Below are 23,886 nucleotides of genomic sequence, written 5' to 3'. Positions count from 1 at the left end.
ACGGGCTGATATCAATCACGGCTGACTCACGGCTCACGATCCGGCGTTGACGTTGGCGAGGACGGCGGTGGCGATCGCCAGGACCACGGCGCCGGCGAGCAGGGCGCTCAGGTAGGTCTGCACGTTGCCGGTCTGGGCGCGGCGTACGAGGCTGCCGAGCAGCCGGGTGCCGCTGCCCGCGCCGCTGACGTACGTGTCCACGACCTCGCGGTCGAGGAAGCGGACCAGGCCGGCGGCCGCGCGGACGGGGCGGACGAAGAGCCGGTCGTAGACGGCGTCGAGGTGGAAGCCGTCGGCCGCGTGGCGGTGCAGCGGGCCGAGGAAGGCCTTGCCGGGGTCGGGGGCGGAGCCGAGCGGGACGGCGGGGTGGTCGTGGGTGACCTCGGCGACCTCGGGGGTCTCGGCGGCGGATTCCGCGGCGGCGACGGAGGCGGACAGGCCGGGTCCGTACCCGGCCGCGGCGGCCTTGACCGTGGCGCGCTGCCAGAGGGCGTAGGTGAGCAGCGCTCCGATGACGGCGGCGCCGGTGCCGAGGACCGAGGTGGTCACCGTCGGGGTGAGTTCCTTGCCGTCGAACCAGTCGGCGAGGGGACCCGCGGCGAGGCCGAAGCCGATGGACGGGATCGCCAGGAGCCACAGCACGCCGGTCATGGCGACGGGCTCCTTGCCGTGGTCGGGGGCGGCGGCGCCCCGGCCGCGGAAGGCCATCAGCCACAGCCGGGTGGCGTAGGCGGCGGTGAGCAGGGCGGTCAGCAGGCCGGCGACCAGGACCACCCAGCCCGCGGCGCCGGGGGCGAACTCCGAGTGGCCCGTGGCGGTGTGCTCGGCGGCGACGAGGACGGCTTCCTTGGAGAAGAAGCCGGCGAACGGCGGGATCGCGGCGAGCGCGAGCAGGGCGATCGACATCGTCCAGAAGGCGTCGGGGATGCGCTTGGCCAGGCCGTCCATACGGGACATGGCGGCCAGGGAGTTCGTACCGGCGGCGTGGATGATCACGCCCGCGCCGAGGAACAGGAGCGCCTTGAAGGCGCCGTGGGACAGGAGGTGGAAGACGGCGGCGCCGCGGTCGCCGACGGCCAGGGCCCCGGTCATGTAGCCGAGCTGGCCGACCGTGGAGTAGGCGAGCACCCGCTTGATGTCGTCCTGGGCCAGGGCGGCGAGGGCGGAGCCGACCATCGTGACGGCCGCCATGACGGCCATGACCACCAGCGCGGCGCGGGAGGCCGCGAAGACGGGGAGGAGGCGGGCGATGAAGTAGACACCGGCGGCGACCATCGTCGCGGCGTGGATCAGCGCGGAGACCGGGGTGGGGCCCGCCATGGCGTCCGGGAGCCAGGTGTGCAGCGGGAACTGTGCGGACTTGCCCGCGACTCCGGCGAGGAGCAGCAGCGCGATCAGCGTCGGGTGGTCGAGCCCGCCCGCGGCGACGGTGCCCAGGATCTTGGTGATCCGGAAGGAGCCGGCGTCGGCGGCGAGCGCGAACAGGCCGATCAGGAAGGGGACGTCACCGAGCTTGGTGACGAGGAAGGCCTTCAGGGAGGCGGAGCGGGCCGCCTCGGTCTCCCAGTAGTGGCCGACCAGGAAGTACGAGCAGATGCCCATGACCTCCCAGCCGACCAGCAGCACCATCAGGTCGCCGGAGTAGACGACGAGCAGCATGGCGGAGGTGAACAGTGAGACCAGAGCGGCGTACGACGGGTAGCGCGGGTCCTCGCGGAGGTACGCAGTCGAGTAGAGCTGTACGCAGGTGGCGACGACTCCGACCAGGACGGCGACCAGCACGGCGAAGCCGTCCAGGTGGAGCGAGAGCTCGATCGGCACCGAGCCGGTCGGGGTCAGTTCGGTCGCGGTGTTGATCGCCTTGCCGCCGCCGTGGCGGAAGGCGACGAGCACGGCCAGTACGGCGGCGCCGAGCGTCGGCAGGATCGCGAGCGGCCGGACGAAGCCGGGGGCGGTGCGGCCGAAGAGCAGTCCCGCGACCGCGCCCAGGAAGGGCAGGAGGGGGACCAGGACGGCGAGGGTCGTGGTGCTCACGCGGTGACCTCGCTCCGGGTGTTCGCGCTGTTCGGGCTGTTCGAGGTGGGCTCGTGGCCCTCGGCGGTGTCGCGGAGGCGGTCGACGTCCGAGGTGCCCCGGTTGCGGTACACCATCAGCACGATCGCGAGGCCGATGCCGATCTCGGCGGCGGCGATGGCGATGGTGAAGAGGGTGAGGGCCTGGCCGGCGTGCAGGGCGTCGCGCAGCCAGACGTCGAAGGCCACCAGGTTGAGGTTGACGGCGTTGAGCATCAGCTCGACGGACATCAGGACCAGGATGGCGTTGCGGCGGGCGAGCACTCCGTACAGGCCCGTGCAGAAGAGCAGCGCCGCGAGGACGGCGGGGTAGGCGAGGTGCATCAGCGCAGCCCCTTCTTCGCGCCGTCGCCGCCGGCGACGCCGTCTTCGGCGGGAGTGTTCCTGCGTGACAGCACGATGGCGCCGATCAGGGCCGCGAGGAGGAGGACGGAGAGCGCTTCGAAGGGGAGGACCCAGTGCTGGAAGAGGATCTCGCCGGAGACCTTCGTGGAGCCCTGGACCGGGCCGTCGAGGTCGATCCACGTCGTGCGGAAGGCGTCGACGACGACCCAGACGAGTGAGACGGCGGCGACGACGGCGACGGAGAGCGCGATCCAGCGGTTGCCGGAGTCGGCGTCCGGGGAGCGGCCGATGGGGGCCTTCGTGAGCATCAGCCCGAAGAGGAGGAGGACGACCACGGAGCCGAGGTAGATCAGCACCTGGACCCAGGCGATGAACTCGGCGGTCAGCAGGAGGTACTCGACGGCGATGCCGCCGAGCGCGACGACCAGCCAGAGGGCGGCGTGCACGAGCTGCTTGGTGGTGACCGTGACGAGGGCCGCGCCGAGGGTGGCGAGGCCGACGAGGACGAAGGCGATCTCGACGCCGGTCGGGGAGAGGAAGCCGGGGCCGGGGCCTTGGGCGGCTGCGGCGAGGTGGGCGGTGAGCATCAGGCGGTGCCTCCCGCCGGGTCGGTACCGGGCTCCGTGCCGGGGGCGGGGGTGGCGCCGGCGTCGGGCTCCGTGGCGGGGGTGGCGGCGGCAGCGGCGGCTGCTGCCGCGGCGGCCTCGGCCTTTTCCACGGCCTTGCGGGCGGCGGCGATCTCCTTGGGCTCCTCGGCGGCCGGGTCTAGGGCGGGCGGAGCCGGCACGGTCCACATCCACTCGCGGAGCTTGTCGCGCTCGTGGGTCAGGTCGTGGATGTCGGTCTCCGCGTACTCGAACTCCGGAGACCAGAAGAGGGCGTCGAAGGGGCACACCTCGATGCAGATACCGCAGTACATGCAGAGGGAGAAGTCGATGGCGAAGCGGTCGAGGACGTTGCGGCTGCGCTCGCGGCCACCGGGGGTGGAGGCCGGGACCGTCTCCTTGTGGGAGTCGATGTAGATGCACCAGTCGGGGCACTCACGGGCGCAGAGCATGCAGACCGTGCAGTTCTCCTCGAACAGCCCGATGACCCCGCGGCTGCGCGGCGGGAGCTGGGGCTGGACCTCGGGGTACTGCGCCGTGTGCGAGCGCTTCGTCATCGTGCGCAGGGTGACGGCCAAGCCCTTGGCGAGGCCGGATCCGGGGATGGGCATTACTGGATCGCCACCTTCACGATGCCGGTGAGCGCGATCTGGGCGAGCGCGAGCGGGATGAGTGTGGTCCAGGCGAGCTTCTGGAGCTGGTCCTCGCGCAGCCGGGGGTAGGTCACGCGGAGCCAGATCACGACGAAGGCGAGGATCGCGGTCTTGAGGAGGGTCCAGACCCAGCCGAGGCCGTCGGCGCCGAAGGGCCCCTGCCAGCCGCCGAGGAAGAGGACGGTGGTGAGGGCGCAGAGGACGACGATGCCGGCGTACTCGGCGAGCAGGAACAGGGCGAAGCGCAGGCCCGTGTACTCGGTGTACGCACCGAAGATGATCTCGGAGTCGGCGACGGGCATGTCGAAGGGGGGCCGCTGCAGTTCGGCGAGGCCGGCGGTGAAGAAGACGAGCGCGCCGACGATCTGCCAGGGCAGCCACCACCACTCGAAGCTCTCCACGATGCCGGTGAGGGAGACCGTCCCGGCCGCCATCGCCACCGAGGCGGCGGCGAGCAGCATGGGGAGCTCGTAGGCGAGCAGCTGGGCGGCGGTACGCAGGCCGCCGAGCAGGGAGAACTTGTTCGCGGACGCCCAGCCGGCCATGAGCGAGCCGAGGACTCCGACGCCCATGACGGCGAGCACGAAGAACACGCCGGCGTCGATGACCTGGCCGACCGCGCCCTCGCCCGGGCCGATCGGGATCGCGAGGAGGACGAGGAGGTACGGGAGCAGGGCGACGGCGGGGGCGAGCTGGAAGATCCGGCGGTCGGCGCCCGCCGGGACGATGTCTTCCTTCTGCGCGAACTTCACGCCGTCGGCGACGAGCTGGGCCCAGCCGTGGAAGCCGCCGGCGTACATCGGGCCGAGGCGGCCCTGCATGTGCGCCATCACCTTGTGCTCGGTCTGCCCGACGACGAGCGGGAGCACGAGGAAGACGGCGAAGACGACGATGAGTCGCAGGGCGACGTCGAGGACGTCGTTCACGCGTCGCCTCCGTTTGTGTCGGGGGTGGCAGGGGTGTCTGAGGTGTCTGGGGAGGCGGAGGTGAGGTCGGCTTCCGGGTCCCGGGGCTCGGCCGGGTCCGGCGTGGCCGGGGCCGACGGAGTTGCCGGGGTGGCCGGAGTAGCCGGGGTGGCCGGGGCCGCTGCCGGAGTGACCGGGGCCGCCGGGGCCGCCGGAGTAGCCGGAGTGGCCGGGGCCGCCGGAGTAGCCGGAGTGGCCGGGGCCGCCGGGGCCTGCGGTTCGTCGAAGGCGGGCTTCGGGTTGTGCCAGGGGGCGTCCGAGCTGGTTCCTGCCGGGCGGGTGGAGCCGGGTGCGGGCGCCTCGGCTTCGGCCGGGGTTTCCGGGGCGGCCTGGCTGGCCGAGCCCTCCGATGCCGAGCGGGTGCGGCGGGGCGGGCGGGGCGGGGTCTCGGACGCGGGGCCGGTTGCCGGGGTCGCCGGGGCTTCGGACTCGGCGCCGGGGGCCGGGGGCTCCGGGGTGGCCGGCACGGCCTGGGTGGCCGAGCCTTCGGTGACCGAGCGGGTGCGGCGGGCCGGGGCGCCCTCGCGCGGGGTGCGCGCGGCGGCGCCCGCCGCGCCGGCGGCGCGCGGGGTACGGGCCGGGCGGGCGGGGGCCGGCGGGAGCTGGCCCTTCATCGGGCCCCAGTCGTTGGGGTCCGGGACGCCCGGCGGAAGCATCTGGCGGCGCTTGGGCGCGTCCGGATCGTGGGCCTCGCCCGGCTCCTTGGCACCCGGCCAGGCCTTCGCGACGCGCGCGGCCAGGACGAAGTCCTTGCGCAGCGGGTGCCCTTCGAAGTTCTCCGGAAGGAGCAGGTGGACGAGGTGCGGGTGGTCGGTGAAGACGATCCCGAACATCTCGTACGTCTCGCGCTCGTGCCACTCGGCTCCCGCGTAGACGGCGACGGCCGACGGCAGGGAGGGGGCGGAGTGCGGGACGGTCGTGCGCAGCAGGAGGCGGCGTACGCGGCGGTTCTCCAGCGCGACCACGTGCGCGCAGATCCGGAAGCCGGTGCCCGGCTCGTCCACCGCGCTCAGCCAGTCGAAGTACGTGCAGCCCAGCTTGTCCCGGGCGATCTCCAGGGCGGAGACCCAGGAGCCGACCGGCACGTCGACCGTCATGACGTCGTACGCGTACGAGCCCACGGCCTCCTCGCCGAAGACCGTCGCCGCCGCGTCGGGAAGGGAGTCGTAGAGGTTCACGCGCCGCTCCCCGGGGCCGGCGGGGGCGTGACCAGGCCGCTGGTGAGCTGTCCCACGGACGGTCCGGACGCATAGCGGTCCGCGAGCGACTCCCGAGCGATCTTCTCCTGGAGCTTGAGAATGCCCTGGAGCAGCGCCTCCGGCCGGGGCGGGCAGCCGGGTACGTAGACGTCGACCGGGATGATCTGGTCGACGCCCTTCGTCACCGAGTACGAGTCCCAGTACGGGCCGCCGCAGTTGGAGCAGGCGCCGAAGGAGATGACGTACTTCGGCTCCGGCATCTGCTCGTAGAGCCGCTTCACGGCGGGCGCCATCTTGTCCGTGACCGTGCCCGATACGATCATCAGGTCGGCCTGCCGGGGCCCCGGCGCGAAGGGGATCACGCCGAGCCGGATGAAGTCGTGGCGGGCCATCGACGCGGCGATGAACTCGATGGCGCAGCAGGCCAGGCCGAAGTTGAAGACCCACAGGCTGTACCGGCGGCCCCAGTTCAGGACCACCTTCATCGGTTCCGGGGCGAGCCGGGAGAGGACTCCCAGGCGCTTGGGCTCCGGGAGCAGCTCCGGCTGAGGTGTCACGTCCATTCGAGGACGCCCTTCTTGTACGCATAGAGCAGGCCGACGGCCAGGAAGCCCAGGAAGATGAACATCTCCACCAGCGTCGTGGCGCCGTAACCGGCGGCGGCGAACACCGTCGCCCACGGGAACAGGAAGATCGAGTCGACGGCGAAGATGACGTAGAGGAAGGCGTAGACGTAGTAGCGGACCTGGGTGTGCGCCCAGCCCTCGCCGACCGGGTCCACTCCGCATTCGTACGTCAGCAGCTTCTCGGGCGTCGGGACGACGGGCCGCAACAGGCGGCCGGCACCGAAGGCCACGGCCACGAAGAGCACGCCGAGGAGGGCCAGCAGACCGACGACCGAATAACTCCGGAAGTAGTCCGCCGCGAGCACGGTTACGGTCGATACCGTTGGTTCGGGCACGTCCGTTCCTCGCTCCTCGGTCACTGTCGACGATCTGGTACAGGCGGGAGTCTAGGGCCTGCCTCACACAGGGTGGGGTTATCCCCCGTTCACAGCACCCCGGCCACCCCATGGCGTCGGAGTGCGGCCCTTGGCAGGCTGTGCCGCATGACCACGAGCCATGACCTCCCCGACAACGACCGGCCGCCGCCCGTCCGCGCCGTGTTCAGCGCCGTGACGTGGAAGGAGATCGCCCATCTGGTGAGCAACCTGCCGCTGGCGATGGTCGGATTCCTTTACGCGGTTGTCATGGTCGTGGGCACGGGCGGTCTGTCCGTGACCGCGATCGGACTTCCCCTGCTCGCATGTGGTCTTTGGATGTCTCGGCAGTTGGGACGGCTGGACCGGGCACGGGCCCGGGCGCTCTTGGGCGTACGGGTGGACGAGCCGACGCCGATTCCCGGCCCGCGGCGGGCCGGCGGGTTCTTCCCCTGGTTGTGGACGAGCATCAAGGACCCGGTCGCCTGGCGGACGGTGCTTTACCAGCTGATCCGGCTGCCTTGGGGAGTGCTCACCTTCACGGTAGCGCTGGCCGGGCTGTTCGTGCTGTGGCCGGTGCTGCCGTACCTGGTGCGGCTGCTCGCGAACGCGGACCGGGCGATGGTGCGGGGGCTGCTGTCGCCCTCCGACGACCTGGAACGGCGGATCGCGGAGCTGGAGTCGGACCGGGGGGTCGTGGTCGACACGGCGGCGGCCGACCTGCGGCGCATCGAGCGGGACCTGCACGACGGGGCGCAGGCGCGGCTGGTGGCGCTGGCCATGGGGCTGGGCCTGGCGAAGGAGAAGCTGCTGGAGGACCCGGAGGCCGCGGCGGCGATGGTCGACGAGGCCCACGGGGAGGTGAAGCTGGCGCTCAGGGAGCTACGGGACCTCGCGCGCGGGATCCATCCGGCGGTGCTGACCGACCGGGGGCTGGACGCGGCGCTGTCCTCGGTTGCGGCGCGGTGCGTGGTGCCGGTGAAGGTGGCGGTGGATCTGCCGGCGCGGCCGGCGGAGGCGATCGAGGGGATCGCGTACTTCGTGGTGTCGGAGCTGCTGCAGAACGTGAGCAAGCACGCGGGTCCCGCTGCGCGGGGCGCGAGCGTGGAGGTGTGGCGGGCGGGGGATCGGCTGCTGATCCGGGTGTCGGACGACGGGCGCGGGGGCGCGGATGCCTCCCGGGGGTCGGGGCTGGGGGGACTTGCGGAGCGGTTGGGGGCCGTGGACGGGGTGTTCGTCGTGGACTCGCCGGAGGGGGAGGGGACGGTGGTGACGGCGGAGCTGCCGTGGCGCGGGCGCGGCTAGCCGGGGGCTGTGGTGTGGATCGGGACTCCCGTCCGGGGTGGGCGGGGGTCCCGTTCGCGTGTCCTGCGCGGGGCGGTGGCGGCGGGGCCGGGTTGCCGGCGGGGCCGGGTGCCGGCAGGGCCGGGTTGGGCGGGTTCGGGTGCGGCGCCGCTGCTGGGGCTCCGCCCCAGACCCCGCGCCTCAAACGCCGGCGGGGCTGAAATTGCCGTCCGCGGCTCCGTACGCCGTGGCGTAGGTGGAATTGCCGGTCCGCGGCTCCGTACGCCCGGTCCGCGGCTCCGTGCGTCGGGGCGGGGGTGGGGTTAACCCCCCGGTTCGGACGCCGATGGGCCGGATGGTTTGGCGGGGTGGGGGGCGGGAGGGTGGAGGGGTAGCGCGGTGAGCTGAAGGGTGGGGTCGGACAGTGGATGACGGTGTGGGTGTGGGCGCGGGGGTCGGCGCCGTGGTGGGGGCTCCGCTCGCGCGGCGGACCTGGCGCGAGTTCGGGTACGTGCTGGTCGGGCTGCCGCTGAGCACCCTGTACTTCTCGCTCGCCATCGCCGGGCTGAGCGTCGGCGCCGGGCTGCTCGTCACCTTCCTCGGGGTTCCGGTCCTCGCCGGCGTGCTCGCCATGTGCCGCGGGTTCGGCCATCTGGAGCGGACCCGGGTGCGCGTCCTGCTCGGGACCGACATCGCCGATCCGGCTCCGATCCGGGCCCGCAAGGCCGGGGCCGTCTCCGCGATGGGGGCGCTGCTCAAGAGCGGGAGCGCCTGGCGGCACGTGCTGTACTCCGTGATCCACTTCCCGTGGGCGGTGTTCTCGTTCTGCGTGGCGCTGGTGTTCTGGGCGGCCGGGTGGGCGTACCTGCTGTATCCGCTCTGGTTCTGGGTCTTCCCGGCGTACACCGACCAGCCCGGGCTCCAGCTCTTCCAGAACGGCGACTACTCCTTCTACCTCGACTCCCCCGCCGAGATCGCCCTGACCTGCCTGGTCGGGCTGGCCCTCACCCTCGCCACGCCGTGGGTGCTCCGGGCGCTGACCACCGTCGACCGGGTGATGGTGGGCGGGCTGCTGGGGTCGTCCCGGCTGGCCACCCGCGTGACCGAGCTGGAGTCCGACCGCGGAGTGGTCGTGGACACCGCGGCCGCCGACCTGCGGCGCATCGAGCGCGATCTGCACGACGGGGCGCAGGCCCGGCTGGTGGCCCTGGCGATGGACCTGGGGCTGGCGAAGGAGAAGGCGGCCGAGGACCCGAGGGCGGCCGCCCGGATGGTGGACGAGGCCCACGGAGAGGTGAAGATCGCCCTCCAGGAGCTGCGCGACCTGGCCCGCGGGATCCATCCGGCGGTGCTGACCGACCGGGGTCTGGACGCGGCGCTGTCCTCGGTTGCGGCGCGGTGCGTGGTGCCGGTACGGGTGGCCGTGGACCTCCCGGCCCGCCCGACGGCGGCGATCGAGGGGATCGCGTACTTCACGGTCTCGGAGCTGCTGCAGAACATCGGCAAGCACGCGCAGGCCCGGGTCGCGAGCGTGGAGGTGTGGAAGTCCGGGGAGCGGCTGCTGATCCAGGTCGCCGACGACGGCCGGGGCGGGGCGGGCGTCGGGGAGGGCACCGGGCTGGCGGGGCTGGCCGAGCGGCTGGACGCCGTGGACGGGATCCTGGTCGTCGACTCGCCCGTGGGGGTGGGGACCACGGTGACCGCCGAGCTCCCGTGGCGGGACTGACGGACCACGATCACGACCACGACCACGACATCGCGAGCAGGGTCCGGGCCCATCGGCCCGGACCTCCTCGTTTGCAGCGCGGCGCGTACGCGTCGCGGGCGAAAGCTCCCCGTGCGCCCACGCGTTGTCCCGGCTCAGCCTGGATCCGGCCTCGAGGCTGGGATGCTTGGCTGAGTCAGGGAGTGCGGGATGAGTGGACGCGGGAGCTGCTGAATCGTGGAAGACAGGGTGCGGGTGGTCATCGCCGAGGATTCGGTGCTGCTGCGGGAGGGCCTGACCCGGCTGCTGACCGACCGGGGGCATGACGTCGTGGCGGGCGTCGGGGACGCGGAAGCCCTGATCAAGACCGTGTCGGAGCTGGCGGCTCAGGACGAGCTGCCGGACGTGGTCGTGGCCGACGTACGGATGCCGCCGACGCACACCGACGAGGGCGTGCGGGCCGCCGTACGTCTGCGCCGCGAGTACCCCGGGGTCGGGGTGCTCGTGCTGTCGCAGTACGTGGAGGAGCAGTACGCCACGGAACTGCTGGCCGGTTCCAGCACCGGGGTGGGCTACCTGCTCAAGGACCGGGTGGCCGAGGTGCGCGAGTTCCTGGACGCGGTGGTGCGGGTGGCCCGGGGCGGTACCGCTCTGGACCCCGAGGTCGTCGCCCAGCTGCTCGGGCGCAGCCGGAAGCAGGACGTGCTGGCGGGGCTGACGCCGCGCGAGCGCGAGGTACTGGGCCTGATGGCCGAAGGACGCACGAATTCCGCCGTGGCGAAGCAGCTGGTGGTGAGCGACGGAGCGGTGGAGAAGCACGTCAGCAACATCTTCATGAAGTTGGGCCTGTCGCCGAGTGATGGGGATCACCGGCGTGTACTGGCCGTTCTCACCTATCTGAAATCTTGATCGACTGACACTCTGTCAGATACGGCATACCGGTCGGACTGTCTCGAAGGGCGGTCCAACGGTCCAGAATGTGGCCGCCCCGGGGAGCTGACCGACGTAGGGTTGGTTCTGGGGGTGCCCACGCCTCGAAGGAGGTCCAGTTCAGTGACCAGCCAGGTCAGCAGCCCGGCCGAACAGGCCGACGGGGCTGGGGGTGCGCTCGTCGGAGAGCAGCGCATCCCGGCAAGCCCGGGCGGCAAGGAAGTACGCCGTCTTGATCGTGTGATCATCCGGTTCGCCGGTGACTCCGGTGACGGTATGCAACTCACCGGTGACCGGTTCACCTCGGAGACGGCGTCGTTCGGCAACGACCTCTCGACGCTCCCGAACTTCCCCGCCGAGATCCGCGCCCCCGCCGGAACCCTGCCGGGCGTGTCGTCCTTCCAGCTGCATTTCGCGGACCACGACATCCTCACGCCCGGCGACGCCCCGAACGTGCTGGTCGCGATGAACCCGGCCGCCCTGAAGGCGAACATCGGCGACGTGCCGCGCGGCGCGGAGATCATCGTCAACACGGACGAGTTCACCAAGCGCCCCATGGCCAAGGTCGGCTACGAGACCTCCCCCCTCGAGGACGGCTCGCTCTCCGCCTACAACCTGCACCCCGTCCCGCTGACCACCCTCACCGTCGAGGCGCTGAAGGACTTCGGGCTCTCCCGCAAGGAAGCCGAGCGCAGCAAGAACATGTTCGCGCTGGGGCTGCTGTCCTGGATGTACCACCGGCCGACGGAGGGGACCGAGAGCTTCCTGCGGCAGAAGTTCGCGAAGAAGCCGGAGATCGCCGAGGCGAACGTGGCCGCGTTCCGCGCGGGCTGGAACTTCGGGGAGACGACGGAGGACTTCGCGGTCTCCTACGAGGTCGCCCCGGCCACCCAGGCCTTCCCGACCGGCACGTACCGCAACATCTCGGGGAACCTGGCCCTGTCCTACGGCCTGATCGCCGCGAGCCGGCAGGCGGACCTGCCGCTCTACCTGGGCTCCTACCCGATCACCCCGGCCTCGGACATCCTGCACGAGCTCAGCAAGCACAAGAACTTCGGCGTACGGACCTTCCAGGCCGAGGACGAGATCGCGGGCATCGGCGCGGCCCTGGGCGCGGCGTTCGGCGGGGCCCTGGGCGTGACCACCACCTCCGGCCCCGGCGTGGCCCTGAAGTCCGAGACGATCGGTCTGGCCGTCTCCCTCGAGCTGCCGCTGCTGATCGTGGACATCCAGCGCGGCGGCCCCTCCACCGGCCTGCCGACCAAGACGGAGCAGGCCGACCTGCTCCAGGCCATGTACGGGCGCAACGGCGAGGCCCCGGTGCCGATCGTCGCCCCGCGCACCCCGGCGGACTGCTTCGACGCCGCCCTGGACGCGGCCCGGATCGCGCTCGCCTACCGGACCCCGGTCTTCCTGCTCTCCGACGGCTACCTCGCCAACGGGTCCGAGCCCTGGCGGATCCCGGACATCGCCGACCTGCCCGACCTCAAGGTCCAGTTCGCCTCCGGCCCCAACCACGAGCTGGCGGACGGCACCGAGGTGTTCTGGCCCTACAAGCGCGACCCGGAGACCCTGGCCCGTCCGTGGGCGGTCCCCGGCACGCCCGGTCTCGAGCACCGCATCGGCGGCATCGAGAAGCAGGACGGCACCGGCAACATCTCGTACGACCCCGCCAACCACGACTTCATGGTCCGCACCCGCCAGGCCAAGGTCGACGGCATCCAGGTCCCCGACCTGGAGGTCGACGACCCCGACCAGGCCCGCACCCTCGTCCTGGGCTGGGGCTCCACCTACGGCCCGATCACGGCCGCGGTCCGGCGCCTGCGCGCCGGCGGCGCGCCCATCGCCCAGGCCCACCTGCGCCACCTCAACCCCTTCCCGAGGAATCTCGGCGAGGTCCTGGAGCGTTACGAGAAGGTAGTGGTGCCGGAGATGAACCTCGGGCAGCTCGCCACCCTGGTCCGGGCGAAATACCTGGTGGACGCCCAGTCGTACAACCAGGTCAACGGAATGCCGTTCAAGGCGGAGCAGCTCGCGAAGGTTCTCGAGGAGGCCATCAATGACTGAGGTGACCGACGCCCCGACCCTGCTGTCGCTGGTACCGAAGGCCGAGGCCGCGCAGTCGGCCAAGGACTTCAAGTCGGACCAGGAGGTCCGCTGGTGCCCCGGTTGCGGCGACTACGCCGTCCTCGCGGCCGTCCAGGGCTTCATGCCCGAGCTCGGCCTCGCGAAGGAGAACATCGTCTTCGTGTCCGGGATCGGCTGCTCCTCCCGCTTCCCGTACTACATGAACACCTACGGGATGCACTCGATCCACGGCCGCGCCCCGGCCATCGCCACGGGTCTGGCCACCTCCCGCCGGGACCTGTCGGTCTGGGTCGTCACGGGCGACGGCGACGCGCTGTCCATCGGCGGGAACCACCTCATCCACGCCCTGCGGCGCAACGTCAACCTGAAGATCCTGCTCTTCAACAACCGGATCTACGGTCTGACGAAGGGGCAGTACTCCCCCACCTCCGAGGTCGGCAAGATCACCAAGTCGACCCCGATGGGCTCGCTGGACGCGCCCTTCAACCCGGTGTCCCTGGCCATCGGCGCGGAGGCCTCCTTCGTGGCGCGGACGGTGGACTCCGACCGCAAGCACCTCACCGAGGTGTTGCGCGCGGCCGCCGACCACCAGGGCACGGCGCTGGTGGAGATCTACCAGAACTGCAACATCTTCAACGACGGGGCCTTCGAGGTCCTGAAGGACAAGGACCAGGCCCAGGAGGCCGTGATCCGGCTGGAGCACGGGCAGCCGATCCGCTTCGGCACCGACGGCCACAAGGGCGTCGTCCGCGACCCGGTCACCGGCGACCTCCAGGTCGTCGCGGTCACCCCGGAGAACGAGTCGCGGATCCTGGTCCACGACGCGCACGGCACCAGCCCGACCACCGCCTTCGCGCTCTCCCGGCTGGCCGACCCCGACACGCTCCACCAGACGCCCATCGGGGTGTTCCGGAGCGTCGAGCGGCCCGTCTACGACACCCTGATGGCCGACCAGCTCGACACGGCCGTCGACCGCAAGGGCAAGGGCGACCTCGCCACCCTGCTGGCCGGCAACGACACCTGGACGGTCGTCGGCTGACCCCGTACGTCGCGTGAACGCGTGAAGCGGAGCCCGGATCTCTCAGGAGGTCCGGGCTTTCGCGCGTCCGGAACCGGAAGCACTTTCTAAAAGTTAGCGCTTACCGTAGGGTGGCATTACTTCCGCCCCACGAGGAGAGCCATCATGAGCATCGTCGTTACCGCAGCCACCGGAGCCCTCGGCCGTCTCGTCGTCGACGAGCTGCTGGAGCGGGTCCCCGCCGAGCGCGTCGCCGTCGTCGTCCGCGACCGGGAGAAGGCCGCCGACCTGGCCGGACGCGGGGTCGAGGTACGCGTCGCCGACTACGACGACCCGGCCGCCCTGGCCGCCGCCTTCCGCGCCGGGGACCGCGTGCTGCTGATCTCCGGCAACGAGATCGGCCGCCGGGTCGCCCAGCACACCGCCGTACTGAAGGCGGCCCAGGCGGCGGGCGTGGCGCAGTTCGCCTACACCGGCGTCCTCGGCGGACCCGGGGCCGACTTCGAGCTGGCCGCCGAGCACACGGCCACCGAGCAGGCCGTCCTCGACTCGGGGATCCCGTACACCTTCCTGCGCAACGGCTGGTACCACGAGAACTACACGCGCGAGCTGCCCGGAGTCCTGGAGCGCGGCGCCGTCGTCGCCAGCTCGGGCGAGGGCCGGGTCGCCTCGGCGGCGCGCGCCGACTACGCGGCCGCCGCGGCCGAGGTGCTCACCGGGGAGGGCCACCTGAACCGCGCGTACGAGCTCTCCGGCGACACCGCCTGGAGCCTGACGGAGTACGCGGCCGAGGTGTCGGCGCAGGCCGGCAAGGAGATCGCGTACGCCGAGGTGCCGGCGCAGGAGCACCTGGAGATCCTGACCGGCGCCGGGGTGCCCGAGGGCTTCGCCGCGATCATCGTCGACGTGGACGCGGCGATCGGGCGCGGCCGGCTGGCCGGGACCAGCGGGGACCTGGCCCGGCTGATCGGGCGGCCGACCACCCCGGTCTCCGAGGCGATCGCCGCCGCGCTCGCCTGACCGCGGCCGGGCTGGGCGACTGCCGCCGACCGGGCTCCGCCGCACCGAGCCTCCGGGGGTTTCACCAGATGTCATGAGTATCTCGTGTTGACGGGCATGACATCTGGGCCCTGCGGCGCTACCGTCGTGAGGTTGGCTGAAAGTCGTACAGGAGGCCCCGTGAAGGCAGAGACCGACCAGCGCGCGGGTTTGTTCTACGGATTCGGCGCGTATGGAATGTGGGGGCTCGTCCCCCTCTTCTGGCCGCTGCTCCAGCCTTCGGGAGCCGTCGAGATCCTGGCCCACCGCATGGTGTGGTCCCTGGCCGTGGTCGGGCTGGCGCTGCTCGCCCTGCGCCGCTGGAGCTGGATCCGGGAGCTGCTGCGCGATCCCCGCAAGCTCGGGCTGACCACGCTCGCCGCCTCGGTGATCAGCGTGAACTGGGGCCTGTACATCTGGTCCGTCAACAACGGCCACGTCGTCGAAGCGAGCCTCGGCTACTTCATCAATCCGCTGGTCAGCATCGCGATCGGCGTGCTGGTCCTCGGTGAGCGGCTGCGCCGCACGCAGTGGGTGGCGGTCGGCATCACCTTCGTCGCGGTGCTGGTGCTCGCCATCGGCTACGGGCGGCCGCCGTGGATCTCGCTGGTCCTGGCCTGCTCCTTCGCGACGTACGGGCTGATCAAGAAGAAGCTCAACATGGGCGGACTGGAGTCGCTGACCGCCGAGACCGCCGTGCTGTTCCTGCCGGCCCTCGGCTACCTGCTGTGGCTCGGCGCGCAGGGCCAGTCCACCTTCGCCTCGCAGAGCACTGGACATTCGCTCCTGCTGGCCTCGACCGGGCTCGTCACCGCGATCCCGCTGGTGTTCTTCGGGGCGGCGGCGATCCGGGTGCCGCTGTCCACGCTCGGACTGCTCCAGTACCTGGCCCCGGTGTTCCAGTTCGGGCTCGGCGTCCTCTACTTCCACGAGGCGATGCCGCCCGAGCGCTGGGCCGGATTCTCCCTGGTGTGGGCCGCGCTCGCGCTCCTGACCTGGGACGCACTGGGCAGGGCGCGCCGCTCCCGGGCGGCGCTCGCCATGGCGGCGCCCGTCGTCGCGACGCCGGCCCGCGAGCCCGCGTAGAGAGTCGCCCAGGGCCCGCGCAGGGCCCCCGCGCGGAGCCCGCACCAGCGGGCACCCGACCCCCACGATCCCCGTTACGGAACACCCGTAGCGGGGATCGTCCGTTTTCCGAACTGCCTTGACCGGATTGTGGTCTTGACGGACAGTCACACTCTCACTGACCATCGGGCTCGCACAGACGCACTATCGCTCACCTGCTCTATCCCCATAGTTCCGTCACATCCCCGCGGAATCCCGGAGCCCCCACATGAGCCTGTCCGTCTCCCGGCGCCTCGCCGCCGTGACCGCGTTCGCGGTCGCCGGCCTGTTCGCCGCCACCGCCCCCGCCGCACTGGCCGCCCCGACGGCGGTCGCCGCGGCGCCGACGCCGCCCGACATCCCGCTGGCCAACGTCAAGGCCCACCTCTCGCAGCTGTCGACCATCGCCGCCAACAACGGCGGCAACCGCGCCCACGGCCGCACCGGCTACAAGGCGTCGATCGACTACGTGAAGGCCAAGCTCGACGCGGCCGGCTTCACGACCACGCTGCAGACCTTCACCTCCAGCGGTGCCACCGGCTACAACCTGATCGCCGACTGGCCGGGCGGCGACCCGAACTCGGTCCTGATGGCGGGCGCGCACCTGGACTCGGTGTCCTCGGGAGCGGGCATCAACGACAACGGCTCCGGCAGCGCGGCCGTGCTCGAGACGGCCCTGGCCGTCTCCCGGGCCGGCCTCCAGCCCACCAAGCACCTGCGCTTCGGCTGGTGGGGCGCGGAGGAACTGGGCCTGATCGGTTCGAAGTACTACGTCAACAACCTGCCCGCCACCGAGCGCGCGAAGTTCTCCGGGTACCTGAACTTCGACATGATCGGCTCGCCGAACCCGGGCTACTTCGTGTACGACGACGACCCGACCATCGAGCAGACCTTCAAGAACTACTTCACCGGCCTCGGCGTCCCGACCGAGATCGAGACCGAGGGCGACGGACGCTCGGACCACGCCTCGTTCAAGAACGCGGGCATCCCGGTCGGCGGCCTGTTCACCGGCGCCAGCAACACCAAGACGACGGCGCAGGCTCAGAAGTGGGGCGGCACCGCCGGTCAGGCCTTCGACCGCTGCTACCACTCCTCCTGCGACAACACGGCGAACATCAACGACACCGCCCTGGACCGCAACTCCGACGCCATCGCCTACGCGATCTGGAACCTCGGTGCGGCCACCCCGGTCCCGCCGGGGCCGTCCTTCGAGAACACGGCGGACGTGAACATCCCGGACTCCCCCGGTGCCGCGGTGACCTCTCCGATCACGGTGTCCGGTGTCACGGGGAACGCCCCGGCCACCACCAAGGTGGACGTGAACATCGTCCACACCTACCGCGGTGACCTGGTGGTCGACCTGATCGCCCCCGACGGCAGCGTCTACAACCTGCACAACCGCAGCGGCGGCAGCGCCGACAACCTCGTCCAGAGCTACACCGTCAACGCCTCCAGCGAGGTCGCCAACGGCGTCTGGAAGCTGCAGGCCAAGGACCTGGCCGGACAGGACGTCGGCTACATCAACAGCTGGAAGATCACCTTCTAGCGCCGGTCCGAAGCACGCGAGGCGGGCTGCGGGTCCTGTATGCGGGCCCGCAGCTCCTCGGCGACCGCCCCGATGTCCGCGAGGCCCGTCTTCGCCGCCTCGACCAGATCGCCCAGCACCTCGGGCGAGGGCAGCTGCTTGGCCCCGGCCACGCGCAGGTACGAGCGGGTCGCGGCGGCGGCGTAGAACTCGTTCATCGGGGACTCCAGCGCCGGGCACACGGCGAGGGTGTGCAGAAACGCGGCGGCCCGCCACGCGGTGTCCGGGGCGGGCTGTTCGGGCACCAGGACGAGGTCGTTCTGGTGCCGGGCGACCGCGGCGGCCACCCCGGAGGGGTCCCATACGGCGGGATCGGACGGGAGGTGGTGGGCCAGAGCGGTCCAGGCCCACTCCATGGTGATCTTCAATTGCCGAACCGCTCCTGGAAGTAGCCCCAGTGGTCGGCGAACTCCTCTATGCCGGACAGGAAGTTCTTCCGGTCCTCGTCGAGTTCGCGTTCCGTGACCTCGGTGATCAGCGCGGTGACCGTCGTCCCCAGCGCCGCCGCGCGCGCCTTCAGGCGTTCGTGGAACTCTTCGTCCAGGCGGATGGTGACGTGTCTCGACATGCTCAACACCGTACAGCGGCCCTGCTGTACGAAGGGCCGTAACGCCGGAAGGGTGGGCAGGGACACAGTCCCCGCCCACCCTTCGGGCACTTCGGCCGCCGAGCGGACTACTTGGCGGAGTCCGCCGTCTTCACCAGCTGGTCCTTGGTGACCGCGCCGACGTAGACCTTGCCGTCGTCCGTGATCAGGGCGTTGACCAGGCGGGTGGAGAAGAAGCGGCCCTCGCCGAACTTCCCGGAGACCTTGTCCCCGAGGGAGTCCAGGAACTGCTTCGCCTCCTTGGGGGCGTTCTTGTCGCTCTCCAGGTCCTTCAGGCTCTTGCCGGCCCCGGTGTTGATCTGCGCGACCGTGGCCCAGCCCTCGCCGAGGACCTTCACCTCGCCCTTGCCGTTCGCACCGCCGGTGAGGGCGTCCAGACCCGGGAAGGACTCCAGGGCCTTCTCGTGGCCGCCCTTGCCCGCCCCGTCCGAGCCCTCGGTCACCTTGGCGCCCTTGGGCGGGGTGAACGTGAAGGTGTCGGCCGACGGCTTGGCGAAGTCCACCTTGGTGAAGCCCGCGTCCACGATCGGCTTGCCGCCCTGGGAGGACAGCAGCTGCACGCGCAGCGGCACGCCGTTCTTGGCGTCGACCGCGATCTGGACCGAGCCCACCGTGGAACCGGCCTGCTTGGGCTTGAGCACCAGCTGGTAGGCGTCGCGGCCGGCCACTTGCGCCGTGTCCCCCACGCCGACCTCCGTGGTCGTGCCTGCCGCCTTCAGGACCTCCTCGGCCAGCTGTTGGGGCGAGGCCGCGAGCCGGTCGGCCGTCTTCTTGTCCCCGGACGCCTTGCCGCCGTCCTCGCCGGGCTGAGGCGCCTTCTCGTGGAAGACCTCGTTCGACTTGGAGGCGTAGCCCCACACGTCGTTGCCGTTGTGGATGAGGCTGTACTCGTCTTTGCCGTCCAGGAAGGTCAGCTTCTGGCGGTCCGGCCCGTCGGCGGCGACCCGGAAGGTGTGCGTACCGTTCGCCAGCTGCGCGACCTTGTCCTCCGGAGCGGCGGAACCGCTCGCGACACCGCTGCCGCCCAGCAGGCCGCCGGCGATCTTCGGCAGGCCCAGGTCGGTGCTGATCTTGGCGGTGCCGGACAGCTCCTGCACGTCCGAGGCGGCGATCTTCTCGATGAGCTGCTGCGCCGTCACCTTCGGCAGGTCGGGTCCGCCGGCGTTGGCGAAGGCCGGGACCATCGCGACGGTCGCCGCGGCCACACCTGCCACCGCGACCGGTACGGCGTACCGGGCGACCTTGCGAGAAGTCTTCGTGTTCGCTGACATGTCAGTGCCCTGCCCTCTGTGTCGACGGCGGCGACCCCCGTGTCGCCGCGCTCACCCGATCTGGTGGGGTTTGATGACTCCATCTGACCAAAACGGGAGCCGCTGGGCGTCAGTCCCCGGACGCAACTGCGCGTACGACCGTGGGATGACATGCAACAGGCCCTTCTCCCCCGACCCGTAGGGGTCGATGGGGCGGAAGGGCCCGTTCCGAAGGACAGGTGCTAGCCCGCCCGGTGCACCACCGCGTCGCAGAGCTCTTCCAGCGCCGACTTCGCGAAGCACTCCGGCAGCGGTGCGAGCGTGGCCCGCGCGTCCTGCGCGTACCGGATCGTGTCGCGGCGGGCCTGTTCCAGCGCGGGGTGCGCCCGGAGCCGGGTGAGCACCTCGGCGTGGCGGGCGTCGTCCGTCAGGTCCCCGTCCAGGAGCCGTACGAGTTCCAGGTCCTCCGGGGCGCCGTCGCGGGCGGCCGTCTCGCGCAGCCGCAGCACGGGCAGGGTCGGGATTCCCTCGCGCAGGTCGGTGCCCGGGGTCTTGCCGGACTCGTGCGCGTCGGAGGCGATGTCCAGGACGTCGTCGGCGAGCTGGAAGGCGGTGCCGAGCCGCTCGCCGTACTGGGTCAGGATGTCGACGACCGACTCGTCGGCGCCGGACATCAGCGCGCCGAAGCGGCCGGAGACGGCGATCAGCGAGCCGGTCTTGCCGGCGATGACGTCGAGGTAGTGCTCGACCGGGTCGCGGCCGTCGCGCGGGCCGGCCGTCTCCAGGATCTGGCCGGTCACCAGCCGCTCGAAGGCCTCGGCCTGGATGCGTACGGCCTCCGGCCCGAGGTCGGCCAGGATGTGCGAGGCACGGGCGAACAGGAAGTCACCCGTCAGGACGGCCACCGAGTTGCCCCAGCGGGTGTTCGCGCTCTCCACCCCACGGCGTACGTCCGCCTCGTCCATGACGTCGTCGTGGTAGAGCGTCGCCAGGTGCGTGAGCTCCACGACCACCGCGGACGGCACGATGCCGGGCGCGTAGGGATCGCCGAACCGGGACGCGAGCATCACCAGCAACGGGCGGAAACGCTTGCCACCGGCCCGCACCAGATGCTGTGCGGCCTCGGTGATGAAGGGGACTTCGCTCTTGGTGGCTTCCAGCAGACCCGCCTCGACGGCGGCCAGTCCGGCCTGGACATCGGTCTCAAGAGCCTGGTCCCGCACGCTCAGTCCGAACGGCCCGACGACGGTCACGAGGGGTACTCCTGTCTGCTGACGATCACGTTGACGATCACCTGGATTGTCGATGTGTCGCTGCCATCACTCAACCCAGCGTATCGGGTCTGTTTTCGATCACCGAGAGCGCCTGTCCGGTCGCCACCCGCGCACCGCCCGAAGCGCACCGGTATGTTCTTGAGGAGCCGAATCAACCGGAGAATGCGTTTTGTCCAGAACTGCGACCGCTATAGAGGAACCCGCGGAACCGGAGGCGGACCAGCCGCCACTCCGCGACGACCACGCCTTCCTCGGCCACCCCCGGGGACTCGCGACCCTGTCCGGGCTCGAGGTCTGGGAGCGCTTCTCGTTCCTGGGCATGCAGGCCATCCTGGTCCTCTACTTCGCGGACGCGGTGGCGAACGGCGGCCTGGGGATGAGCCCGGGCACCGCGGCCTCCGTATCGGCGGCCTACGGGACCATGGTCTACCTCGTCTCCGTCGCCGGCGGATGGCTCGCCGACCGCATCCTCGGTTCGTACCGCGCCGTGCTCTGGGGCGGCATCCTCATCGCCTGCGGCCACTACGCCATGGCCGTGCCGACCGCCGCCATGGCCTGGGTGGGCCTCGGCCTGATCAGCGCGGGCACCGGCCTGTTCAAGCCGAACGTGGCCGGCATGGTCGGCGAGCTCTACCGGACCGACGACGACCGGCGCGACGCGGGCTTCGCCCTCTACTACATCGGCATCAACACCGGCGCCTTCGCCGGACCGCTGATCACCGGCTGGCTCGGCGAGCACAAGGGCTGGCACTGGGGCTTCTCCGCCGCCGCCATCGGCATGACCGCCGGCCTGGTCCAGTACGTCCTGGGCCGCCGCCACCTGGCCGGACGCAAGCACGCGGCCACGTCCGGACACGATTGCGCCGCCCTCGCCCCCGCCGCGATGCGCGCCGCCGTGACGAAGATCATCGGCGGCTGCCTCGGCTTCGCCGTGCCCGCCACCCTGCTGGCCGCCGCCGGCTGGCTGACGATGGGCCGGTTCGTCGACCTGCTCACCCTCGTCTCGGTGATCGCGCCGGCCGTCTACTTCGCCGTCATGTTCCGCAGCCCGCGGGTGACGTCCGCGGCGGGATCGCGGTGGCCGCGGGCCTGGCCGTGATCGCGCTCGCGCCCTGGCTGCGGCGCACGATGCACCCCGTCCACTGAGGCTTGTGGGGAGTGAGACCTGATGATCATCCGCACCGATTTCCCGTACGGGACCACCCGCGAGGATGTCCGGATCCCGATGCACGACGGGGTGGAGCTCTATGCCCGGGTCTGGCGCCCGGTGACCGAGGAGCCCGTACCGGCGCTGCTGGAGTACCTCCCGTACCGGCTCACCGACTGGACCGCGCCCCGCGACTGGCAGCGCCACCCCTGGTACGCCGGGCACGGCTACGCCTCGGTCCGCGTGGACGTACGCGGCCACGGGTGCAGCGGGGGCCGTCCGGGCGACGAGTACGACGCCCGCGAACTTGCCGACGGGGTCGCGGTGATCGAGTGGCTGGCGGCGCAGCCGTGGTGCACGGGGTCGGTGGGGATGTTCGGCATCTCCTGGGGCGGCTTCAACTCGCTCCAGATCGCCGCCCTGGCCCCCGAACCGCTGAAGGCGATCGTCACCGTGTGCTCGACGGACGACCGGTACGACAACGACGTGCACTACATGGGCGGCTCGGTGCTGGCCGTGGACATGCACGCGTGGGCGGCCACCATGCTCGCCTTCGCCTCCCGCCCGCCGGACCCCGAGTTCGTCGGCGACGGCTGGCGGCAGCAGTGGCTGGACCGGCTGGAGTCGGTCGAACCGCTCATCCACACCTGGCTCTCGCACCAGACCCGCGACGCCTACTGGCGCCACGGCAGCGTCTGCGAGGACTACTCCGCGATCGGCGCGGCGGTCCTCGCGGTGGGCGGCTGGCACGATCCGTACCGGGACACCGTGCTGCGCCTGGTCTCCGCGCTGCCGTCCTCCCGGGTGCGCGGCCTGATCGGCCCGTGGTCCCACCAGTACCCGGACCGCGGGCTGCCGCCCGGCCCCTCCATCGGCTTCCTCCAGGAGACCCTGCGCTGGTGGGACCACTGGCTGCGCGGCGAGGACAACGGCGTACTGGACGAGCCGCTGCTGCGCTCCTGGATCAGCGGCTCCCACCCGCCGGCGACCTCGTACGAGGAACTCCCGGGCCGCTGGGTCGGCGAGAGGGCCTGGCCCTCGCCGTCGGTGGTCCCGGTCTCGTACGGGTTCCAGGGCGCGCCGGTGGCCGTCGCCTCCCCGCAGCACACCGGGCTGGACGCGGGCCGCTTCTTCCCCTTCGGCAACGACGCCGACCTGCCGCCGGACCAGCGGGAGGAGGACGCGAAGTCGGCGTGCTTCGAGTTCCCGGTGGCCGGCGCCGAGCCGGTGGAGATCCTGGGGCGGCCGTCGGTGACGCTGCGGCTGCGGCTGGACGTCCCCTACGGCCAGGCGGTGGCCCGGCTGTGCGACGTAGCCCCCGACGGCTCCTCGACGCTGGTCACCCGGGGCGTGCTGAACCTCTCCGCCCGTCAGGGCCGGGACCGGGCCGTGCCGTGGCCGGTGGGCTCGTACCAGGACGTCGCCTTCGAGCTGAACGGCATCGGCCACGCCTTCGCGCCGGGGCACCGGATCCGGCTCGCCGTCTCGTCCGCGTACTGGCCGTGGATCTGGCCGCGGGCCGGCTCCGAGGCGGGCTGGACCCTGGACCCGGCGGGCAGTGCGCTGACGCTCCCGGTGCGGGCCGGGTCGCCTCCCGGCGCGGACGAGGGGATCGTCTTCGAGGCGCCGGAGCAGGCGGAGCCGCTGGGGGTGGCGTTTCCGGCCACGCTGGACGAACCGCGGCCGGAGCGGGTGGTCGTACGGGACGTGGCGCGCGGGAGCTGGCGGCTGGAGGTGGACCCCCGGTACGGGGGCACGCGGGTGTACCCGGACGGTCTGGAGTTCAGCGAGGACGCGCTGGAGGTGTACGAGATCCAGGACGCGGACCCGCTGTCGGCCCGCACCCGCTCGGACTGGCGGATCCGGCTCCACCGGCCGGAACGGGGCTGGGACGCGCGGGTCGAGACCCGGTCGGAGATCTCGTGCGACGAGGGCGGCTTCATGACGTCGAACGAGGTGGTGTGCCGGGAGGGTGACGAGGTCGTCTTCCACCGCACGTGGGAACGCCGCCTCCCCCGGGCTGCGGGTTGACCGCCCC

21 protein-coding genes and 1 pseudogene are annotated in these 23,886 nt (G+C 71.5%); 10 read left to right on the top strand and 12 right to left on the bottom strand.

Annotated features, from left to right (window positions below; genetic code table 11):
- Positions 1–33: 33 nt before the first annotated feature.
- From ACIPUC_RS26435 to ACIPUC_RS26400, 8 genes are read right to left on the bottom strand one after another with little or no spacing between them, the layout of a single operon-like run.
- Complete coding sequence (locus ACIPUC_RS26435) at positions 34–2,034, bottom strand: NADH-quinone oxidoreductase subunit 5 family protein (protein ID WP_446592632.1); 2,001 nt, start codon at positions 2,032–2,034, stop codon at positions 34–36.
- Positions 2,031–2,396 carry an NADH-quinone oxidoreductase subunit NuoK gene (gene nuoK, locus ACIPUC_RS26430; protein ID WP_446592631.1) on the bottom strand — a complete coding sequence of 122 codons (366 nt, stop codon included), beginning with the start codon at positions 2,394–2,396 and terminating at the stop codon, positions 2,031–2,033. The genes ACIPUC_RS26435 and nuoK overlap by 4 nt, the downstream gene beginning before the upstream one ends.
- Positions 2,396–3,004, bottom strand: a complete 609-nt coding sequence (locus ACIPUC_RS26425; protein WP_446592630.1) for an NADH-quinone oxidoreductase subunit J family protein — start codon at positions 3,002–3,004, stop codon at positions 2,396–2,398. Before ACIPUC_RS26425 ends, nuoK begins: the two co-directional genes overlap by 1 nt.
- Complete coding sequence (locus ACIPUC_RS26420) at positions 3,004–3,633, bottom strand: NuoI/complex I 23 kDa subunit family protein (protein ID WP_446592628.1); 630 nt, start codon at positions 3,631–3,633, stop codon at positions 3,004–3,006. The genes ACIPUC_RS26425 and ACIPUC_RS26420 overlap by 1 nt, the downstream gene beginning before the upstream one ends.
- Positions 3,633–4,601, bottom strand: a complete 969-nt coding sequence (locus tag ACIPUC_RS26415) for a complex I subunit 1/NuoH family protein (protein ID WP_446592627.1) — start codon at positions 4,599–4,601, stop codon at positions 3,633–3,635. Before ACIPUC_RS26415 ends, ACIPUC_RS26420 begins: the two co-directional genes overlap by 1 nt.
- Positions 4,598–5,818, bottom strand: a complete 1,221-nt coding sequence (locus tag ACIPUC_RS26410) for an NADH-quinone oxidoreductase subunit C (RefSeq protein ID WP_446592625.1) — start codon at positions 5,816–5,818, stop codon at positions 4,598–4,600. The genes ACIPUC_RS26415 and ACIPUC_RS26410 overlap by 4 nt, the downstream gene beginning before the upstream one ends.
- Complete coding sequence (locus ACIPUC_RS26405; protein ID WP_443300467.1) at positions 5,815–6,402, bottom strand: NADH-quinone oxidoreductase subunit B; 588 nt, start codon at positions 6,400–6,402, stop codon at positions 5,815–5,817. The genes ACIPUC_RS26410 and ACIPUC_RS26405 overlap by 4 nt, the downstream gene beginning before the upstream one ends.
- Positions 6,393–6,800 carry an NADH-quinone oxidoreductase subunit A gene (locus tag ACIPUC_RS26400; RefSeq protein WP_069921479.1) on the bottom strand — a complete coding sequence of 136 codons (408 nt, stop codon included), beginning with the start codon at positions 6,798–6,800 and terminating at the stop codon, positions 6,393–6,395. The genes ACIPUC_RS26405 and ACIPUC_RS26400 overlap by 10 nt, the downstream gene beginning before the upstream one ends.
- Positions 6,801–6,947: 147 nt before the next feature.
- On the opposite strand from ACIPUC_RS26400, the gene ACIPUC_RS26395 reads away from it, so the two are divergent.
- The 8 genes from ACIPUC_RS26395 (at position 6,948) to ACIPUC_RS26360 (ending at position 17,531) form a co-directional block, all read left to right on the top strand.
- Positions 6,948–8,123 (top strand): sensor histidine kinase, encoded by a 1,176-nt coding sequence (locus ACIPUC_RS26395; RefSeq protein WP_446592624.1) that lies wholly within the window; start codon positions 6,948–6,950, stop codon positions 8,121–8,123.
- Positions 8,124–8,538: 415 nt separating this feature from the next.
- Positions 8,539–9,828 carry a sensor histidine kinase gene (locus tag ACIPUC_RS26390; RefSeq protein WP_446592623.1) on the top strand — a complete coding sequence of 430 codons (1,290 nt, stop codon included), beginning with the start codon at positions 8,539–8,541 and terminating at the stop codon, positions 9,826–9,828.
- Between the two features lie 228 nt (positions 9,829–10,056).
- Positions 10,057–10,716, top strand: coding sequence for a response regulator transcription factor (locus ACIPUC_RS26385; protein WP_446592676.1), 660 nt, complete (start codon positions 10,057–10,059; stop codon positions 10,714–10,716).
- A gap of 144 nt (positions 10,717–10,860) precedes the next feature.
- Positions 10,861–12,804 carry a 2-oxoacid:acceptor oxidoreductase subunit alpha gene (locus ACIPUC_RS26380; protein WP_446592622.1) on the top strand — a complete coding sequence of 648 codons (1,944 nt, stop codon included), beginning with the start codon at positions 10,861–10,863 and terminating at the stop codon, positions 12,802–12,804.
- Positions 12,797–13,864 (top strand): 2-oxoacid:ferredoxin oxidoreductase subunit beta, encoded by a 1,068-nt coding sequence (locus ACIPUC_RS26375; protein ID WP_446592621.1) that lies wholly within the window; start codon positions 12,797–12,799, stop codon positions 13,862–13,864. Before ACIPUC_RS26380 ends, ACIPUC_RS26375 begins: the two co-directional genes overlap by 8 nt.
- 144 nt (positions 13,865–14,008) lie before the next feature.
- Positions 14,009–14,863 (top strand): SDR family oxidoreductase, encoded by an 855-nt coding sequence (locus ACIPUC_RS26370; protein ID WP_446592620.1) that lies wholly within the window; start codon positions 14,009–14,011, stop codon positions 14,861–14,863.
- A gap of 159 nt (positions 14,864–15,022) precedes the next feature.
- Entirely contained in the window at positions 15,023–15,967 is a 945-nt protein-coding gene (gene rarD / locus ACIPUC_RS26365; protein ID WP_446592619.1) for an EamA family transporter RarD, read from the top strand.
- 247 nt (positions 15,968–16,214) lie between these two features.
- Positions 16,215–17,531: a M28 family metallopeptidase gene (locus tag ACIPUC_RS26360; protein WP_446592618.1), complete on the top strand. Its 1,317-nt coding sequence runs from the start codon at positions 16,215–16,217 to the stop codon at positions 17,529–17,531.
- On the opposite strand, the gene ACIPUC_RS26355 is transcribed toward ACIPUC_RS26360, so the two are convergent.
- The 4 genes from ACIPUC_RS26355 to ACIPUC_RS26340 form a co-directional block, all read right to left on the bottom strand.
- On the bottom strand, positions 17,528–17,938 hold the full coding sequence (locus ACIPUC_RS26355) for a hypothetical protein (protein WP_446592617.1): 411 nt from the start codon (positions 17,936–17,938) through the stop codon (positions 17,528–17,530). The two genes, ACIPUC_RS26360 and ACIPUC_RS26355, sit on opposite strands and share 4 nt — an antisense overlap.
- Entirely contained in the window at positions 17,935–18,138 is a 204-nt protein-coding gene (locus ACIPUC_RS26350; protein WP_225884906.1) for a ribbon-helix-helix domain-containing protein, read from the bottom strand. Before ACIPUC_RS26350 ends, ACIPUC_RS26355 begins: the two co-directional genes overlap by 4 nt.
- A 107-nt stretch (positions 18,139–18,245) precedes the next feature.
- The gene (locus ACIPUC_RS26345) at positions 18,246–19,448 is read right to left on the bottom strand and encodes a LolA family protein (RefSeq protein WP_446592616.1); all 1,203 of its coding nucleotides are present in this window, start codon (positions 19,446–19,448) and stop codon (positions 18,246–18,248) included.
- A gap of 221 nt (positions 19,449–19,669) precedes the next feature.
- Positions 19,670–20,680, bottom strand: coding sequence for a polyprenyl synthetase family protein (locus tag ACIPUC_RS26340; RefSeq protein WP_446592615.1), 1,011 nt, complete (start codon positions 20,678–20,680; stop codon positions 19,670–19,672).
- A gap of 190 nt (positions 20,681–20,870) precedes the next feature.
- Between ACIPUC_RS26340 and ACIPUC_RS26335 the strand changes: the two are divergent.
- Positions 20,871–21,779 (top strand): annotated as a pseudogene (locus ACIPUC_RS26335) (peptide MFS transporter); the annotation flags it as partial.
- 90 nt (positions 21,780–21,869) lie between these two features.
- The gene (locus ACIPUC_RS26330; protein ID WP_446592614.1) at positions 21,870–23,879 is read left to right on the top strand and encodes a CocE/NonD family hydrolase; all 2,010 of its coding nucleotides are present in this window, start codon (positions 21,870–21,872) and stop codon (positions 23,877–23,879) included.
- Positions 23,880–23,886 lie beyond the last annotated feature (7 nt).

This window comes from Streptomyces sp. LARHCF249, assembly GCF_052871255.1.
The sequence above is the reverse complement of the archived record's forward strand: the minus strand, read 5'-3'. Positions and strand labels throughout refer to the sequence as shown.

What these genes read in the sequence shown, in the direction of transcription:
- ACIPUC_RS26360 (WP_446592618.1), top strand. Translation starts at nt 16,215, where the DNA reads ATGAGCCTGTCCGTCTCCCGGCGCCTCGCCGCCGTGACCGCGTTCGCG.
- ACIPUC_RS26425 (WP_446592630.1), bottom strand. Translation starts at nt 3,004, where the DNA reads ATGCTCACCGCCCACCTCGCCGCAGCCGCCCAAGGCCCCGGCCCCGGC.
- ACIPUC_RS26330 (WP_446592614.1), top strand. Translation starts at nt 21,870, where the DNA reads ATGATCATCCGCACCGATTTCCCGTACGGGACCACCCGCGAGGATGTC.
- ACIPUC_RS26375 (WP_446592621.1), top strand. Translation starts at nt 12,797, where the DNA reads ATGACTGAGGTGACCGACGCCCCGACCCTGCTGTCGCTGGTACCGAAG.
- ACIPUC_RS26370 (WP_446592620.1), top strand. Translation starts at nt 14,009, where the DNA reads ATGAGCATCGTCGTTACCGCAGCCACCGGAGCCCTCGGCCGTCTCGTC.
- ACIPUC_RS26395 (WP_446592624.1), top strand. Translation starts at nt 6,948, where the DNA reads ATGACCACGAGCCATGACCTCCCCGACAACGACCGGCCGCCGCCCGTC.
- ACIPUC_RS26350 (WP_225884906.1), bottom strand. Translation starts at nt 18,138, where the DNA reads ATGTCGAGACACGTCACCATCCGCCTGGACGAAGAGTTCCACGAACGC.
- ACIPUC_RS26345 (WP_446592616.1), bottom strand. Translation starts at nt 19,448, where the DNA reads ATGTCAGCGAACACGAAGACTTCTCGCAAGGTCGCCCGGTACGCCGTA.
- ACIPUC_RS26420 (WP_446592628.1), bottom strand. Translation starts at nt 3,633, where the DNA reads ATGCCCATCCCCGGATCCGGCCTCGCCAAGGGCTTGGCCGTCACCCTG.
- ACIPUC_RS26405 (WP_443300467.1), bottom strand. Translation starts at nt 6,402, where the DNA reads ATGGACGTGACACCTCAGCCGGAGCTGCTCCCGGAGCCCAAGCGCCTG.
- nuoK (WP_446592631.1), bottom strand. Translation starts at nt 2,396, where the DNA reads ATGCACCTCGCCTACCCCGCCGTCCTCGCGGCGCTGCTCTTCTGCACG.